Consider the following 15,772-nt stretch of genomic DNA (forward strand, 5'->3'; position numbering starts at 1 on the left):
GGCATGAGCGGCGAGCTGCGCGCCAAGATGCGCTTCAAAATTGACTGGGGCTCGCTCGCGCCGCTCCGGCTGCGCGCACGAGTCTTGGCCGAGGGCGTGTACGCGGGCTCGCACCGCAGCGCGCGCCGCGGCGCGGGCGTCGAGTTCGGCGGGCACCGGCCCTACGTCCCCGGCGACGATCTCCGCTGGCTCGATCGGCGCTCCCTCCTACGCCACGACCACCTCCTCGTCCGCGAGTTCGAGACCGAGACCGACCGGGCCCTGCGCCTGTGCCTCGACGCCACGGCGTCCATGGCGTACCGGGGCTCGCGCGCCCCGGCCTCCAAGCTCGCGTTCGCGGCGCTCGTCGCCGCCGCGCTCGCCCGCGTCTCGGTCACGAGCGGCGATCCGTTCGGCTGCGCGCTCATCGGAGGCAGCGCGCGGGGTTTGCCCGTGTCCGGAGGCCGCGAGGCGTTCGAGCGCCTCGTCGGCACGCTGGAGGCCCTCGAGGCCACGGGTGACGGCGCGCGCGATGGCCAGCTCCTCGACGCCGGCGTCGGCGCGATCGCGCGGTCGGCCCGGCGAGGGTCGGCGATCGTCGTCTTGTCGGATCTGCTCGACCTCGGCCCCAAGGCGCCGGAGCTGGTCGCCGCGATGGCGATGCGCGGACGCGCGCTGGTGGTGCTCGAGGTGCTCGATCCGGACGAGCTCGACTTCCCGTTCGAGGAGACCACCCGGCTCCGATCGCTCGAAGGCGGGGTCGAGGTCGAATGCGACGGCGCCGCCCGCGAGCGGTACCTCGCGGCGCTCGCGCGGTCGAGAAATGCGTGGACTTCCGCGCTATTGTCCAAGAACGGGCGGCTTGTTCGCGCCAGCACCGCCGACGAGCCGGTGCTCGTGGTGCGGGCCATCCTGGACGCCTTGCGCTGAGCGACGCGCGCGTTCTGCCCGCCTCTCGACGGGCGACGTGCGGCGAGGCCCCTGAGCGCGTACGGTGGTCACGACAACCTATGGGCTCCACCGACTTCCCGCGAGGCCCGCTGCTCGCCCCGCTCACCGATCCCGTCGTCATCCCCGACGGCGACACGTTCGTCGTGCGCGCGCGGGTGTCCTTCGCCGAGGCCGCGGATCTCGCGCGCAAGGCCATCGTCGAGCGGGCCCTCCGCCCAGCCGACCTCGGCGAGCCCCCGCGCGACGTGCCCCGTCTCGTGTGGACCCCCTTCTGGCGCGTCGACGCCGGCGTCGACACGTTCCACCTCGGGCTCTCGGGCGTGCGCGTGGGCGGCGTGCCGATCCCCTCCGGGGGAAACCGGCACCGCGACGCGGTCCTCCTCGTCTGCGCGCGACGCGCGTTCCCCTACGAGCTCGCGCTCCCGTCGTTCCTCTCCGGCGTCGTGTCGGACCACGAGCCGCTCGAGATCGATCTAGCGGAGCTCGAGTCGCTCGGGAACTTCACCCCCGTGGGCGGTGAGCTCCTCGAGGCAGACGTGCCGCGGGAGGCCGCCGAACGCGACGCGCTCACCCTGCTCGCCCGCGCGATCTCGCCAAACAGCGCGCTGTACGTCGACACGAAGCGCCGGGTGAAATCTGCGCTGTTCGTGCGAGTGCCTCTCTATTTCGTGCGCTATTCGTACGAAGGGGAGGCCCGAAGCCGCCCCGGCGAGGAGTACTACGTCGTGGTCTCCGGCCGCACGGGCAAGGTCGTCTCGGCCCACCACCCCTCGGCGGTGCGCGCCGCTGCCGCTAGGATTCGACGGTTTCTCACGTTCAAGTAGCGGGGTCGGCGCCGACGTCAGCGTCAAGGTCCGGCTCGAACGCGCGCGCGTCGGTGACGACGTACGCCACGGGCACGTCGTGCGGGAGGGTCGGGAGATCGGCGAGCACCTGGTAGTCGTAGAGCACTGCCACGGTCCACGCGCCGCTCTCCGCCAGCGCGCGGTCGTAGTACCCGGCGCCGTACCCGAGCCGATGGCCGCTCGGTGCGACCGCGAGGGCCGGCACGACGACCACGTCCGGCGCCTCGAGACGCGGGTGCTCGGGGCCCGGTTCGCGGAAGCCAAACCCGCGCTCCTCCAGCGCGTCCACGTTGGGGACGGTGCGGAAGCACATCACCCGCGACTCGGGATCGATGGCGGGATACCCGATGGCCACGCCCCTCGCGCGGAGCACGGCGTCGAGCGGCACGAGGCTCACCTCGTTGCGACCCTCGATGGGGAAGAACAGCGCGATGGATCGTGCCGCGTCGACGCGCGGGAGCGACAGCAGGCGCTCGCGGATCTTCTGGGATCGGGCCTCGCACGCGCCCGCGGGAGCTGCGCGTCGGAGCCCCCGCATGCGCTTGCGGAGCTCGGCCTTCACCTTCACCGCGATGACCTCGTCGGCGTAGAGGCCCGGACGCGAGCCGCCCGAGCCACCCGCGCGTTCGCGCTCGTTCATGGCGACACCTCGCCTGCGGCTCGGGGCCGCCATCGACCTTCGTTCGCCCCCTCCGGGGCTCACTTCCAGGTTCATGGCGACACCTCGCCTGCGGCTCGGGGCCGCCATCGACCTTCGTTCGCCCCTCCGGGGCTCACTTCCAGGTTCATGGCGACACCTCGCCTGCGGCTCGGGGCCGCCATAGACCTTCGTTCGCCCCTCCGGGGCTCACTTCCAGGTTCATGGCGACACCTCGCCTGCGGCTCGGGGCCGCCATCGACCTTCGTTCGCCCCCTCCGGGGCTCACCTCGTTCGCCCCTCCGGGGCTCACTTCCAGGTTCATCGGGCGCCCCTCCTCGCGGTGGACTTGGCCCGCGGCGCACGCGCAGGCGCGACCGCCTCTGCCTCGAAGTTCATGACGATGAGCTCACCCGCCGCGCCGCGCTTGCTCGGGTCGGAGTTGATGGGGCGACGGGCGCTCACGGGGACCCAGCGAAAGCCTGCGTAGAGCTTGCGCGTCTCGGGGGTGTCGGCGTTCGACAGCATCGCCTTTACGCCCCGCTTCGCGAGGTCGGCGAGCAAGGTCACGAGGCGCTGTTGGTCGACCATCGTGAACCCCGAGGCCGAGTACGCCGTGAACGACGCGGTCCTCGTCGCCGGCACATACGGGGGATCGAAGTAGACGAAGTCGCCCGCCACGAGCCGCCCGCACGCGGCCGCGAAGTCGTCGTTCGTGAGCTTCACGCCCGCCAAGGCGGCGTTCGCGCGCTCGAGCAGCAGCGGGTCGAGGATGCGCGGATTCTTGTAGGTACCGAACGGGACGTTGAACTTGCCCTTCGAGTTCTCGCGCCACAGGCCGTTGAAGCAGGTGCGGTTCAAGAAGAGCAGGCGCGCGCCTCTCTCCACATCGCCGAGCTCGCGTGGGTCGATGTCGCGCACCTGATAGTAAAGTTCCTTGTCGTATCGGTAGGTGCCGAGCCGCTCGACCAGCGCGGGCAGCTCGCGCTGCACGGCTCGGTAGCAGGCGACGAGCTCGGCGTTGCGATCGTTCAGTCGCGCGCGGCGGAAGCGACGCACGGGCGCGGATGCGAGCGCGAAGAACAGCGCGGCGCCGCCCGCGAAGGGCTCTACGTACGTGCGAATCTCCTGCGGCAGCTCGGCGAGGAGGGCCGGCACCAGCGCGGCCTTTCCGCCCGCCCATTTGACGATCGGGCGCGCCTCGTGGACGTCGTGTGTGAGCGCTCTTCTTCGCATGGGGCCGGCGCGCAGGCTGGCATAGACCCACGGGCACGGCCACCTTCACGTCAACGGCTGCCTCGCCTGGATCCCCCGCGTGGGACGCGGCCGCACCACCGCCCCTGCCCCGCTGGTCGGGGACGGCGCGGAGGCGCCACGTTTTCCGGCGAGCTCGTCGAGGAACGGGTCTTGCTGCCGGGAGCCGATGGTCCCTATCACCCGCACACCGCTGTCGCCTCTGCTGCTCGGGCTCGTGGCGGCCCTCGTCGCGTGCTCCAGCGGCGCCGTGACGGTGCCGGAGCCCGAGCCCGACGCGGCCACCCCAGCGCCCACCGAGAGCGTCCCCAGCCCGCCCGCGGACAGCGGCCCGATCGGGTCCGTGGAGGACGCCGGCGCGCCCTCCGACGCCGCGCCCGGCGCGATGGACGCGGCCGACGCGGGCACCCCGCCTCCCTTGCCGATGACCAGCCTGGGCGCCCTCGTCATCCTGGGAGACTCGATCAGCGATCGGGGCGGACAGGGCCCGTTCTACTACGAGCTGCTGCGCGCCGACCTCGGCGCAAAGTTCGGCGCGATCACCTACCGAAGCGCCGCGGAGAGCGGCTCGAAGACGTCGGCGCTCGGCGGCCAGATCGACTCGCTCCCGCGGGGTCTGCCGGGCCCAGTCGCGGTCTGCATCACGAGCGGGGGCAACGACATGAAGGCCGCGCTGCCCCAGATCGTGCTCGGCGCGGACAGCGTGGCCCGCGCGCAGGTGGTCTCGAACGTCGGCGCCGCCCTCACGAAGCTCCTCGCACCCGGCCGCTTCGGCGCAGGCGTCCAGGTGCGCGTGTTCGAGGCGAACGTCTACGACGCCAGCGACGGGAAGGGCGACTTCGGCAGCCACGGCTGCGCTCTCGGACAGGGGCTCCCGGCCTTCCCGACCGACACCTATTTCGCGAACTGGAACGGGGACATCGGGCGCGCCGTGGCCTCGCGTGGGCAGGCCCTGACCGACCTCCACGGCTGGTTCCGCGGGCACGGCTACGCGGGCACTCCCAGCTGGTACGCGTCGGACTGCACGCACCCGAACACCCTCGGACACGATCAGTTGCGCCGGATGTTCTACCAGGCCATCACCGGGGCGACGCTGCCGTAGGGCTGGACCCCACCGACGGACGCGCGCTCGGCGCGCGGAGACCCGCGACGCGTTCGGCGCGCACCGCGAACACGAAGGGGACACCCTCGCGACCGCACAAGACGATCTCCCCCTCGGGAGCGGTCACCTGTCGACCGAGGCGGAGGCGCGCGCGCTCGGCCGCGACGCCCGGAGCCGCGGAGAGCGTGACCTCGACGTCCACCGGGGCTTCGCCCGCGTCGGCGCCGAGCACGCCGGCCCGTGCGACGAAGAGCGGCCGTAGCCCCCCTACGAGCTCGGCGAGAGACGGGCCACCGTCGGCAGGGGCGAGCTTCACGAGCGCGCCGCCGCGACGCACGACGACCGCGGAGACCCGGGCGGGATCGACGCTGAACAGCGCGCGCGAGACGAGGGGGCGACGCACGAGCTCGATCAGGGCGGACGGCGCCTCGAACACGCCGGCCTGTCCCCCGAGCGCTCCGAACACCGGCGCCGTGGCGCCAGCGCCGAGCTCGAGGGTCACCTCGGCAGGACCTGCGTCGTCCTCGAAGACGAGCCGCGCCCCGCAGCTGCTCGAGAGCGCGTGGCGCGGGCTCCGCTCGTCGGCGACCCAACGCTCGGCGCGCGCGCCGACGAGCGCGTTGGCGGCCGCGACCGCCAGCGCCGTGTCGATCGGGTGGGGGCCCGCCGTCGCGAACCGATAGCCCCCTTCGCGAACGACGCGCTGCGAGCGCCCTTCGCAGAACAGCTCGTAGGCGCGGAGCGCGCGCGCGCGGGACGACGGGAGGAGCACGAGCGGCCGGGTGAGCGAGCTCGGGGGCGACGCAAGGTCGCCCGCGGTCGCGTCGAGCTCGACGGTGCGCCCGTCGCCGCGGAGCGCCACGACCTTGCCGTCGACCCGCGAGAAGCGGACCTCTTCGACGATATTTGCATAATGCAAGGTGATGACCGCGAGCGGCTCGCCCGCCGCGTTCGCCGCGGCGTTGGCCCCTCGCAGCCCGAGCAGCGCGGTGAGCCACCCGCTGACGGACTCGGACTCGGACTCGTCAAGATCGCGCGAGCGCGGCGCCCGCTCTCGGAAGCCGCCGCCCTTCCGAGCGATGTCCAGCGTCTCCCCCAGGGCCCGCTTCACGACGATCTCCTCTACCTCGTCGGGCCTCGCGAAGAACGCGGCGCGCTCCTCGTACGCGCTCGATGGCCGGGCCAGCACCGCGGCGACGGTGGAGGGCACGCACGCGTACACGGGAGCGTTGCCGCGCCGCACGACGGCGACCTCTCCCGCTGCGCCGGGGCAAGGCTGCCCGAAGGCCAACGTGGAGCTCGCCCCGGGCGACTCGCGAAGCGAGACCACGAGCGAGGGATCCCGCGTCACGGCCTCGCCCACGCTCGGCTCGAGGAACCGCTCGGCGTGGAGACCAGCGAGCGCGCCGAGCGCCGCGTCGGTCGCCCCCCGAGAGGCGTACGCCCCGCCCGCGCCCAGACGAAAGCGGACCCGCGCCTCCGCCTTCGCGTCGCGCACCAGGCTGAACGTCGCCGCGCCGCGCGGCGCCAGCGACAGCTCGGCGAGCTCGGCCCCCGAGGCAGCCACGAGGAGCTTGTCGCGGTAGTCGGCGGGTGGCGCGAGGAGGACCGTGACGAGGCGCTGCTCGACGACGACGGGGCGCTCGCCCCTGACCCGAAGGTAGGCGCCACCTTTGGGCTGCTGGGCCTCGTCGCCGAGCGCGAAGACGTACACGAGGCCGCCCATCACGATCTCGCCGCGAGCTCTCGGGCTCGCGAGGCCCGAAGCGACCGCCTCTTCCACGGAACGGAGGGCCACGGCGCTCTCGAGCTCACCGAGGAGGTGGTCGGCCTGGGCGCCGTCGGCTGGGACGCCACTTCCATGTAGTTTCCACGCATTCGAGGTCGGATCGCGGTCGAGCCCGAGCTCGCCCGACGACGACGACAGCGAGAGGCGCGTGACCTGATCTCGGCGCCACGAGGGGAAGACGCGGCCGGCGCGGGCCTCGCGCTCCTGCGAGGTCGCGCCGTGATCGCGGAGGAGGAGCCAGCCCACCGCCACCGAGGCGAGGCCGAGGCCGATCGGCACGATGTGACGGCCGAGCCTCGCGCGGCTCACGGGCCTTCGGCCTTCGGCGCCTTGGGCGGGCGCGTTCGCGTGCGCGCGCGACCGGATGCGCGGGGCTCGCGGGCCGGGTCCGTCGAGGGCGCGTGGGGCCGCCCCTCGGTCGCCCGTCGGCGGAGCCCCACGGCGAGTCCGAGGAGCGCGACCGCGAGCGGCATGTAGACGAGCACGTAACGACGGACCTCGCCGCGAGCCTCCTCGGTCAGGGCCGTCCCCGCCGGCAGCGCGTCGCGCGCGGGCACGTCGAGGATCTCGGGCTTGCTCGCGAGCCACGAGAGCGAGCTCTCGACGAGCAGAGCCGCGCCGCGCAGCCCCCACGTCTCGCGGAAGTTCGACTCGTGAAGCACCGTCGAAGCCCCGAGCACCACGACGCGTGGGCCGTGGGCCGCGCCCGGGCTCGCCTTGGGTCGCTCGCTCGCCATGGCGACGTTGAACGGACCGGAGGCCGACCCGGGCTGCTTCTCGGGCGTCTTCGTCCACGTGGCGGCCCCGTCGAGCAGGGTGAGGCCGAAGGCCTCCGGGCTGGACACGGCCAGTTCGATGGCCTGCGCGGCCCCGGGCTCGGGGCGATGGGTGAGCGGGCGGGCCAGCTGGATGAGCACGCGCGGAGGCTCCCGGTCGTCGCGCTTCACGAGGGCGGCGGTGACGGCGTGCGGGCGGGCCTCGACAAAGAAGCGCGCGCCGTACGAGTCCGGCAGCGCGCGGTCGGCGGCGCGCTCCACCACGAGCACGTCGCCGAGCCCGATCCCGAACGGCGCGACGACCCGCTCGAGGCCCGTCTTCTCGAGCCCTCCCGGCGCCGGCACGGGGCCGAGCGCGAACAGCGCGCTGCCGCCGGTCATGAGGTAGGTCCGAAGCCAATTCTCCTCTTCCGGCGGGAAGGCGCCGCGGGGGCCGGCGACCACGACGACGGCGCAGCCCTTGTAAGGCTCGAGCGCGCCCAGCGTGGTGGGCTCCACCGAGACGACCTCGTAGTTGTCCTTCTCGAGGATCGACTTGAGAAAGAAGAGCCCCGCCGACGTCCCGTCACCAAGCTCCGCCTCGCCGTGTCCGCGCGTGAAACAGAGTCGGGTCGGCGCGCCCCCGAGCACGCTGCGGATCGCCAGGGTGAGCGCCTGCTCTTCGCGCGGGCGCACCTTCCCGTCCTCCTTCTCGGAGGCCTCGTAGAAGTCGGTGGAGTCGAGAAACCAGCGCTTCTCGCCGTGTGCGACCACCACGACGGCGTCCGTCAGCACGTGGCCGTCTTCGCTCCTGCCCGACTCGATCTTGAAGCGCCGGCGTACGTCCTCGAGGGCGAGCGGATCGTGATCGGGGTCGACGTACTTGACGACGAGGTGGGTGGTCTCGCCGCCGTACGCGACGAGCAACTGCGAGAGCGTGTGACGGAGCGGCTCGGCCTGGCCGAGGAGCACCCAGACCTCCACCGTGTCGGGCAGATCGCGCAGCGTACGCTTGGTGGCGTCCGTGAGGGTGTAGCGGTGGCTCTCCGTCACGTCCCAGCGGCGGTAGTGACGTGCAGAATACATATTTAGCAACACCGCGAGGACGGCGGCGAAAACGAGGCCGGCGAGCTTCCCTATTTCGTCGGCCCGCAGGCGCGCGCGGGGCCGGGGCGGCCCGCTCACGCCCACCTCCACGCGTCGACGACCCTCACGGTGAAGTAGAGCGGGACGACGGTGAGGGTGCCGTAGAAGACGAGCCGACGAGAGTCGATGATGCCGCTCGAGAGCTCGCTCATCGCGGCCCACACCGACACGTGGGTGCACACCGCGTGCATCGCCGTGCCGGGACGCGCCACGAACTCGCCGACGCCCAGGACGAAGAGCGCCAGGATCACCAGCGCGGTGAAGACGAGCGCGAGAAACTGGCTCTTCGTCATCGCGCTCATCAGGAGTCCGAGGGAGAGATAGGCGGCGCCTACGAGCATCACGCCGAGGTACGAAGAGAGCGCGACGTGGAAGTCGAGCGCGCCCGTGCGCTTGAGGATCACCAAGTAGAGGGCCGTCGGCGCCCACATCACCACGTACACGGTGAGCGCGCCGGCGTACTTGGCGAGCACCACGGCGCTGGTCGACACCGGCGCCGTGAGCAGCCCCTCGGCGGTGCCGCTGCGCCGCTCCTCTGCGAAGAGTCGCATCGTGATGGCCGGGACGAGCAGAAAGAGCACGAGGTAGAGCAGGACCGTGTTCCCGAAGAACGCCTGGAGGGGCGTCTCGGACGAGGCGGCCTGAACCTGCGCGGCGAAGTGGTCGATGAGAAGATAGAAGTGCATGCCCTGCACGAGCAGGAAGACGCACACGAGCACCCACGCGAGCGGCGTGACGAAGAAGGAGAAGAGCTCCCGCTTGTAGATCGGCCAGAAGCCCCTCACAGCGGCGTCTCCTCGCTCGACGGCTCGCTGGCTCGCGGCGCCTGGACGGCGCGGCGATCGCCGGTGAGCTCCGCGAAGACGTCCTCGAGTCGCCCCGTGAGGGGAGACAGCTCGTGGAGGCCGAGCCCCGCTTGCACGAGCGCGCGCGCCACCGCCTGCGCGGCGAGCCGGGTCTTGGCCTCGTCTTGCTTCGCCCACACGACCTCGACGCGGAGAGCGTCGGCCTCGATCGCGAACTCCGGCTCGGACTCGAGCGTGGGGAGCTGGGCGCGAACGCCCGCGATCGCTGCGCGCGCGATCGCCTCGTCGCCGGAGACTCGCACGCGCACGCCGCGCACCCCCCGCTCGGCCTTCAGCGCGGCGATCGTGCCCTCGGCCACGAGGCGACCTCGCGCGATCACGATGGCGCGCGCACACGTCGCCTCGACCTCGCTGAGGATGTGGGTCGAGAGCAGCACCGTGTGCGTGCCGCCGAGCCCCGCGATGACCTCGCGGACGTCGCGGATCTGGTTCGGATCGAGGCCAGCGGTCGGCTCGTCGAGGATGAGCAGCGGCGGATCGGCCACGAGGGCGTCGGCGAGGCCCACGCGCTGCCGGTAGCCCTTCGAGAGGTGACCGATGACCACGTGCGCGACCTCGGTCACCCTCCCCTTCTCGAGCACGTCGTCCACACGAGCGCGGCGACTCGCGCGCGGCACGCCCCTCAGCTCCGCGCGAAACGCCAGGTACTCGGCCACGCGCATCTCCGGGTAGAGCGGCACGGTCTCGGGCATGTAGCCCACCTTCGACTTGGCCTCGTGGAGCTCGTCCTCGAGGTCGTGCCCGCACACCCGCACGCGACCCGAGGTGGGCGCGAGGAATCCCGCGAGCACGCGGAGCGTCGTGGTCTTCCCCGCACCATTGGGCCCCAAAAACCCAACGATTTCACCCTTCTTGACCTGAAAGGAGAGATCACGAACCGCCGCCCTGGCTCCGTAGCGTTTCACCAGGTTTTCTACGACGATCATCTTGCGCGGACGTCCTCGCGTGGGGCGCGACCGGGGGGTTATCCCACGTTTTTTCGATTTCCGGAAACGGGGGACGAGCGCCGCGTCGCGGCACGGGCTTGCGTGCGCGGCTCACGCGGGCGCCGGACGCACGGCGCCCTGCGAGGATGGCCTCGACAGCTCGACGGACGGCGCGGGTTCCCCTGCCGGCGACGCGCGCGCTCCCGACGAGCCAGGTGGGAGCCCAACAGCCCCACGTTTGTTGATCTTCCGGCGACGGGAGCGGAGAGTCCGCCAGTGAGAACCCTCGCCGCTCTCCTCTCCGCGCTGTTCGCCGCGAGCCTGGCCGCGGCGGCTTGCCACCCGACGGCCTCCGAGTCGAGCTCCGCCCCGAGCGCGCCGCTTCCGCGTGAAGCCGCGCCGCCTCCGGTGACCACGCTTGGGCCCGGGGCCACGAGCTCGCGCCCGGCAGACCCGAGCCGGGACGAGGACGCGCGCGCGCCCACCGTGGCGACGAGCGACGCGGACGCGAGCGCAGACGCGAACGCGAGCGCGAACGCGAGCGCCACGCCTCCGCCCGGCATGCGGCTCGTGCCCGGCGGCGAGTTCACCATGGGGGCGGACACGGGCGGCCAAGGGGATGAGCGACCCGCGCACCGCGTGACGCTGGCGCCGTTCTGGCTCGACGTGACCGAGGTCACGCACGCGGCCTACGGAGAGTGCGTCGCGGCGGGAGCGTGCCGGCCTCCAGATGCGAAGATCCTCGCCCGGTTCGGCGGCGTGTTCGTGAGCCCGAAGCGGCCGGTGACGGGCATCTCGTGGGGCGACGCGCGCGCCTACTGCACGTTCCGAGGCGGCCGCCTCCCGCGCGAGGCAGAGCTGGAGCGCGCTGTCCGAGGCGACGACGGCCGGCGCTTTCCCTGGGGAAGCGAGCCGCCCACGCACGAGCGCACCGTCTTCCAGTCCAGCACGACCGACGAGGTGGGCACCCACCCGGCCGGTCGAGGGCCATACGGTCACGACGACCTGGCCGGCAACGTGTGGGAGTGGATGGAAGACCTCTACGACCCGTTCGCGTACACGCGAGCGGGCGCGTCGCGGGGCGAGCCGGGCACCTGCGACGAGATCTTGGAGGCGCAGCGGAAGCTACGGGCGGATGGCAAGCAGGGCTTCACGGGCTCGAACCCCATCCCCACGGAGTGCGAGCGCTCGATCCGCGCCGGCGCCTACAACTACGACGCCGACGGCCTCCGCAGCACGAACCGCGTGCACCACCCCGGGAGCTTCCGCCTCCTCATGACCGGCGTGCGGTGCGCGCGGAGTCTCGGCTGACCCGCGGTCGTCAGCTCCGGATGCGCCAGTTGCCTACGATCGTACGCCCAAGATCGTCGCAGGTCGGGTCGGTCACGAGCAGCTCGGGGCGACCGGCGCGGCACACGACGATGGTGTTCTGGCGGAACACCCGGCCGAAGGCGAGCGCCTCTTCCCGGTCCATGCCGTGGACGAGCCACCCGGGCTCGCGCCAGGTGCTGTCGGGGTCTTCCTCGTAGCCCACGCACGCCTCGACCCGGTAGCAGCCGAGGATGAGCAGGTCCCGCAGCACCGCGTGCCGCCCCTCGTTCACCTTGCGCGGGAGCAGCATGCTGCGGGGGTTGAACGCGGTGAGCACCGTGAACGGCCGGGTGAGCAGCTCAGGCAGCGTGGACGGATCGGTCACGGCGTCGCCGTCGAGCGACGCGCGCAGCGGCCCGTTCACCGTGGGCAGCTCGTAGACGGTCGAGAGGTAGTGGCGCAGGAGGTTGTGGTCCATGGCGCTCTCGCTAGTACCTCGATTCCGCCACGTCGAGGTGCGCGGGTTTGGCGGCACCCCAACAAACTGGAGCGGCCTCGAGCCGATCAGCGGGCGCGCGCTGAACTTGGGCGCGCGAGAACGCTAGCCATCGAAGCGGTAACCCACGCCCCGCACGGTGAGGAAGTGGCGCGGGCTCGCGGCGTCGACCTCGAGCTTCTGGCGGAGCTGCTGGAGGAAGTTGTCGATCGTGCGCGGGGTGCCGTGGTGGTTCGGCCCCCACACGGTGCGGAAGATGTCGTCGCGTGAGAGCGCCTTGCCACGGTTCGCGACGAGACACATGAGCACGTCGAACTCGGTCGCCGTGAGCTCGACGTGCTCGCCACCGCGCTTGACCGCGCGCGCCGACACGTCGACCTCGACCGACGAGAAGCGCACGACGTCGGCCCGCGGCGCGACCGCCCGACGCCGCAGCGCTACGCGGACACGTGCGAGCAGCTCCGCGAGACTGAAGGGCTTCGCGACGTAGTCCTCCGCGCCGAGCTCGAGCCCGGTCACCTTGTCCATCTCGCCGGTGCGCGCGGAGAGCACGATGATGGGGACCACGATGCCCTCGCGCCGCAGCTCGTGGATGACTTCGAAGCCGTTCTTGCGGGGCATCATGACGTCGAGCAGCATCAGGTCGGGCGGCTCGGCGCGAATGAGGGCGAGGGCCTTCTCGCCGTCGTCGGCGGACGTCACGCGGTAGCCCTCGGCCTCGAGGTTTATCCGCAGCCCAAGGGCGATGCTCGGATCGTCTTCCACGACCAGCACGTGCCGCCCCTCCAGGCCGTGGGGCCCTCGGCCTGCCTGATCGCCCTCGGGAATCGTTGCCACCCCGCGAGCCTACCCTAACGGCGGCGCGCCGCGGGGAAGTCGGCTCAGTCGTCGACCACGAGCTCGGCAGGGAGGACGAACGTGAATGTGGAGCCCTTGTCCTTCACGCTGTCGACCGTGACGCGTGCGCCGTGGGCCTTGGCCACGTGCGCTACGATCGCGAGGCCGAGGCCGCTGCCTTCGCGCGAGCGCGAGAGCCGATCGTCGATGCGATAGAACTTCTGAAAAATGAGCTCGCGCTCGTGCCCGGGGATGCCCTCGCCGTTGTCCGCCACCTCGAACGCGACCTCCCCGTCCTTCGTGCGATGCGCGGCGAGACGCACGTCGGGCGGCTGCCCCCCGTATTTGAGCGCGTTCGAGAGGAGGTTCACGAGCACGTCGGTGAGAGCCGCCCGATCGACCCGCACCCGCGGTAGGTCGCCGGGGACGTCCACCGTGAACGTGTGCTCGGGCGCGGGCGCGCGGTAGGGCGCGAACGCCTCCTCGACGTCCCGCAAGACGTCGGCGACCGACTCTTCTCGCAGCAGGTAGACCTTTCGCCCTGCCTGCATGCGGCCGAAATCGAGGAGCCGCTCGATGAGCGCGGTGAGCCGCTCGGTCTCGTGCTTGAGCTGGGCGACGCACTTCGCCTGGGTGACCGGATCGCCCGACGAGCGCTCCAGGGTCTCGGCGAAGAGGCGAATCGCAGTCAGCGGCGTGCGAAACTCGTGGCTCACCTTCGAGACGAAGTCGGCCTGCAGCTCGCTCAGGTTCTGCTCCCGCCGGAGGTAGGCGAGGACGAGCACCATTCCGATCGCCATCACCGAGACGAAGCAGACCGTGAGGACGCCGAAGAGCAGGTTGGTGCGGCCGTCGAGGAACATCGACAGAATGCCCAGCGCCAGGATGAGCACCGTCGGGATGACGAGCAGGTAAATGAGAAACTGGACGATGCGCCGGTAGCCGAGACGCTGGAGGTTCTTCGTGCCCCGCTCGGCCCACGCCTGGGCGCTCTCGCGGGGGCCGCCGGTGGGCCGGTTCGACTCGGATGTGCGGGCTGACACACGCGGAATGTGGCACGTCCGGAGCGCGCGCGCCCCGAAACCGCGAGGAGGGAAGTAGCCATACCTGCTGAACACGACGCGAACGTAAGGCCGCGTAGGGGGAGCTGCGATGAATGCCGACCCAAGGCAGTGCCACGGAGCTTGACGAGGCCCGATGCTTAGAACGTTCGTCACGATCCTCACGCGCCGAGCCCGAGGCGCGCTCGCGCTGGCCCTGGTGCTCGGGCTCTCCGCGCTTTCGTCGCGCGCCGAGGCCTACTGCCGCTCGACCACGTGCCGAACCGGCGCGTCGACGGCGAACGAGACCTGCGAATCGCTCCGAGCCATGTGCGACTCGGGCGCGGCGTTCGCGCTCCCGCTGTGGTGGGGCACGGGGTGCGTTGGGTACTCGCTCGACGCGGCGGCGAGCGCGAAGGTCGACTACGCGGAGGCGCTCGACGCGGCTCAGGAGGCGTTCGCGGCGTGGACGGAGCACACGTGCGCGGGTCGGCCCGTCGACATCGACGCGCGCGACCTCACCGCCACTACGGGCGGGGCGGTAGGGTACCGCCTGACCGGCGCCAACACGAACGCGATCGTGTTCCGCGACGACGCGTGGCCTCACGCGGGCCCGCGGGGGCCCGAAGGCGCGGGCGCGAGCGCGCGCTCGGGGGAGCTGGCGCTCACGACGGTGACGTTCGCTTCGGCGACCGGGGAGATCCTCGACGCGGACATCGAGGTCAACACGGCGGAGTACGACATTCGCGCGGGCGCGGCGGCGGCGCCGAGCGACGGCGTCTACGATCTTCAGGCCGTGCTGACACACGAGGTCGGGCACGTGCTCGGGCTCGCACACTCGGCGGACCGAGAGGCGCTCATGTTCCCTCGCGCCGGCACGGCCGAGATGGCGCGCCTCGCGCTCGGCGCGGACGACGGCCAGGCGCTCTGCGCGTCGTACCCGCCTCGGGACGGGAGCGCCGCGGCGAAGGCGAGCTTGGGGGCTGCAGGACGCGCGGGCGGCGCGTGTCGACCACGCGCGATCCTGACCACGACCACTCCGACTGCGACCTCCGCGAGCGGCGCGGACGGCGCGACGGACCCTCGTCGCCTCGCGTGCACCGCTGGGCCGGTCGGCGCGCCCGACACCACCCCGGGCCTCGCCGCGGCGGGGCTCGTGCTCGCGCTGGCGTCGGCGCGACGGGGCCGCGCACCCTTCGCCGCTCGGAGATCCTCATGACAGCGGAGCCGTCCCTGCTCGTCGCCCGCGTCGCGCTGCTCGCGGCGCTGTCAGGGCTCTTCCTCGGCGCGTTCGCCGTCGCGCGGTCCTCGGAGGCGCACGCCACCGTGTCCCTCGCGGTGACCTACCGAGGGCTCGTCGAGACCTCCTCCGCGATCGTCGTCGCGACGCCCCGCGAGCGGCGCAGCGCGTGGCAAGCCGGACGCATCACGACCTACACGCGCCTGCACGTGGAGCGCGCCGTGGCCGGAACGGTCGACGTGGACGTGTGGGTGCGCACGCTGGGCGGGGAGGTCGACGGCGTAGGGCAGCTCGTGGACGGGGAGGCGAGCTTCGCGCTGGGGCGGCCCACGCTCGTCTTCCTGCGCCCCGCCGCGGACGGGGTGCTCGCCGTCACCTCCCGGGCACAGGGGCTCTACGAGCTCCACACCGACGCGCGAGGCACCACGCGGCTCGCGCGGACCCACGCGGGCGCGTTGCTCGCCCCACGCGCGCCGCACCCTCCGGCCGCGGCTGCGGCCCTCGCGGCCGACGTGCTCGAGAAGGCGGAGCTCGGCGAGGCGTGCAGCGCGCTCGCGGCGGCGTTCGGCGAGGCGCGCGAGCGGATCCGGTAGCGCTC

The 15,772-nt window shown here is 72.2% G+C and carries 15 protein-coding genes; 6 read left to right on the forward strand and 9 right to left on the reverse strand.

Annotated elements, in window-relative coordinates:
• Positions 1-3: 3 nt before the first annotated feature.
• The gene (locus IPQ09_20260) at positions 4-909 is read left to right on the forward strand and encodes a DUF58 domain-containing protein (GenBank protein ID MBL0196515.1); all 906 of its coding nucleotides are present in this window, start codon (positions 4-6) and stop codon (positions 907-909) included.
• Positions 910-989: 80 nt separating this feature from the next.
• The gene (locus IPQ09_20265) at positions 990-1,754 is read left to right on the forward strand and encodes a hypothetical protein (GenBank protein ID MBL0196516.1); all 765 of its coding nucleotides are present in this window, start codon (positions 990-992) and stop codon (positions 1,752-1,754) included.
• Here IPQ09_20265 and IPQ09_20270 read toward each other — a convergent pair.
• Together IPQ09_20270 and IPQ09_20275 are read right to left on the reverse strand one after the other, a co-directional pair.
• Positions 1,747-2,415 carry a 5-formyltetrahydrofolate cyclo-ligase gene (locus IPQ09_20270; protein ID MBL0196517.1) on the reverse strand — a complete coding sequence of 223 codons (669 nt, stop codon included), beginning with the start codon at positions 2,413-2,415 and terminating at the stop codon, positions 1,747-1,749. The two genes, IPQ09_20265 and IPQ09_20270, sit on opposite strands and share 8 nt — an antisense overlap.
• 318 nt (positions 2,416-2,733) lie before the next feature.
• A complete protein-coding gene (locus IPQ09_20275) occupies positions 2,734-3,648 on the reverse strand; it encodes a Dam family site-specific DNA-(adenine-N6)-methyltransferase (GenBank protein MBL0196518.1) in 915 nt (304 codons plus the stop codon).
• 187 nt (positions 3,649-3,835) lie between these two features.
• Here IPQ09_20275 and IPQ09_20280 point away from each other — a divergent pair, with 187 nt between their 5' ends.
• Positions 3,836-4,768: a hypothetical protein gene (locus IPQ09_20280; GenBank protein MBL0196519.1), complete on the forward strand. Its 933-nt coding sequence runs from the start codon at positions 3,836-3,838 to the stop codon at positions 4,766-4,768.
• Here IPQ09_20280 and IPQ09_20285 read toward each other — a convergent pair.
• Genes IPQ09_20285 through IPQ09_20300 form a run of 4 tightly spaced genes read right to left on the reverse strand, consistent with a single transcriptional unit; the run spans position 4,746 to position 10,250 of the window.
• Positions 4,746-6,866, reverse strand: a complete 2,121-nt coding sequence (locus tag IPQ09_20285) for a DUF4340 domain-containing protein (protein MBL0196520.1) — start codon at positions 6,864-6,866, stop codon at positions 4,746-4,748. The two genes, IPQ09_20280 and IPQ09_20285, sit on opposite strands and share 23 nt — an antisense overlap.
• The gene (locus tag IPQ09_20290) at positions 6,863-8,497 is read right to left on the reverse strand and encodes a GldG family protein (GenBank protein MBL0196521.1); all 1,635 of its coding nucleotides are present in this window, start codon (positions 8,495-8,497) and stop codon (positions 6,863-6,865) included. The genes IPQ09_20285 and IPQ09_20290 overlap by 4 nt, the downstream gene beginning before the upstream one ends.
• Positions 8,494-9,243 carry an ABC transporter permease gene (locus IPQ09_20295; protein ID MBL0196522.1) on the reverse strand — a complete coding sequence of 250 codons (750 nt, stop codon included), beginning with the start codon at positions 9,241-9,243 and terminating at the stop codon, positions 8,494-8,496. Before IPQ09_20295 ends, IPQ09_20290 begins: the two co-directional genes overlap by 4 nt.
• Entirely contained in the window at positions 9,240-10,250 is a 1,011-nt protein-coding gene (locus tag IPQ09_20300) for an ABC transporter ATP-binding protein (protein MBL0196523.1), read from the reverse strand. The genes IPQ09_20295 and IPQ09_20300 overlap by 4 nt, the downstream gene beginning before the upstream one ends.
• A 276-nt stretch (positions 10,251-10,526) precedes the next feature.
• On the opposite strand from IPQ09_20300, the gene IPQ09_20305 reads away from it, so the two are divergent.
• Positions 10,527-11,561 carry a formylglycine-generating enzyme family protein gene (locus tag IPQ09_20305; protein ID MBL0196524.1) on the forward strand — a complete coding sequence of 345 codons (1,035 nt, stop codon included), beginning with the start codon at positions 10,527-10,529 and terminating at the stop codon, positions 11,559-11,561.
• A 10-nt stretch (positions 11,562-11,571) separates the two neighbouring features.
• Here the strand turns inward: IPQ09_20305 and IPQ09_20310 are convergent, their stop codons facing one another.
• The 3 genes from IPQ09_20310 to IPQ09_20320 all read right to left on the reverse strand — a co-directional run bounded on the left by IPQ09_20310 (position 11,572) and on the right by IPQ09_20320 (position 13,937).
• A complete protein-coding gene (locus tag IPQ09_20310; GenBank protein MBL0196525.1) occupies positions 11,572-12,039 on the reverse strand; it encodes a DUF3293 domain-containing protein in 468 nt (155 codons plus the stop codon).
• Positions 12,040-12,162: 123 nt separating this feature from the next.
• Positions 12,163-12,846 carry a response regulator transcription factor gene (locus IPQ09_20315; protein ID MBL0196526.1) on the reverse strand — a complete coding sequence of 228 codons (684 nt, stop codon included), beginning with the start codon at positions 12,844-12,846 and terminating at the stop codon, positions 12,163-12,165.
• 92 nt (positions 12,847-12,938) lie between these two features.
• On the reverse strand, positions 12,939-13,937 hold the full coding sequence (locus IPQ09_20320) for a HAMP domain-containing histidine kinase (GenBank protein MBL0196527.1): 999 nt from the start codon (positions 13,935-13,937) through the stop codon (positions 12,939-12,941).
• Positions 13,938-14,091: 154 nt separating this feature from the next.
• Between IPQ09_20320 and IPQ09_20325 the strand changes: the two genes are divergently transcribed.
• Positions 14,092-15,153, forward strand: coding sequence for a matrixin family metalloprotease (locus IPQ09_20325; GenBank protein ID MBL0196528.1), 1,062 nt, complete (start codon positions 14,092-14,094; stop codon positions 15,151-15,153).
• On the forward strand, positions 15,150-15,767 hold the full coding sequence (locus IPQ09_20330; GenBank protein MBL0196529.1) for a hypothetical protein: 618 nt from the start codon (positions 15,150-15,152) through the stop codon (positions 15,765-15,767). The genes IPQ09_20325 and IPQ09_20330 overlap by 4 nt, the downstream gene beginning before the upstream one ends.
• Positions 15,768-15,772 lie beyond the last annotated feature (5 nt).

Source organism: Myxococcales bacterium, assembly GCA_016720545.1.
Lineage (GTDB): Bacteria > Myxococcota_A > Polyangia > Polyangiales > Polyangiaceae > JAAFHV01.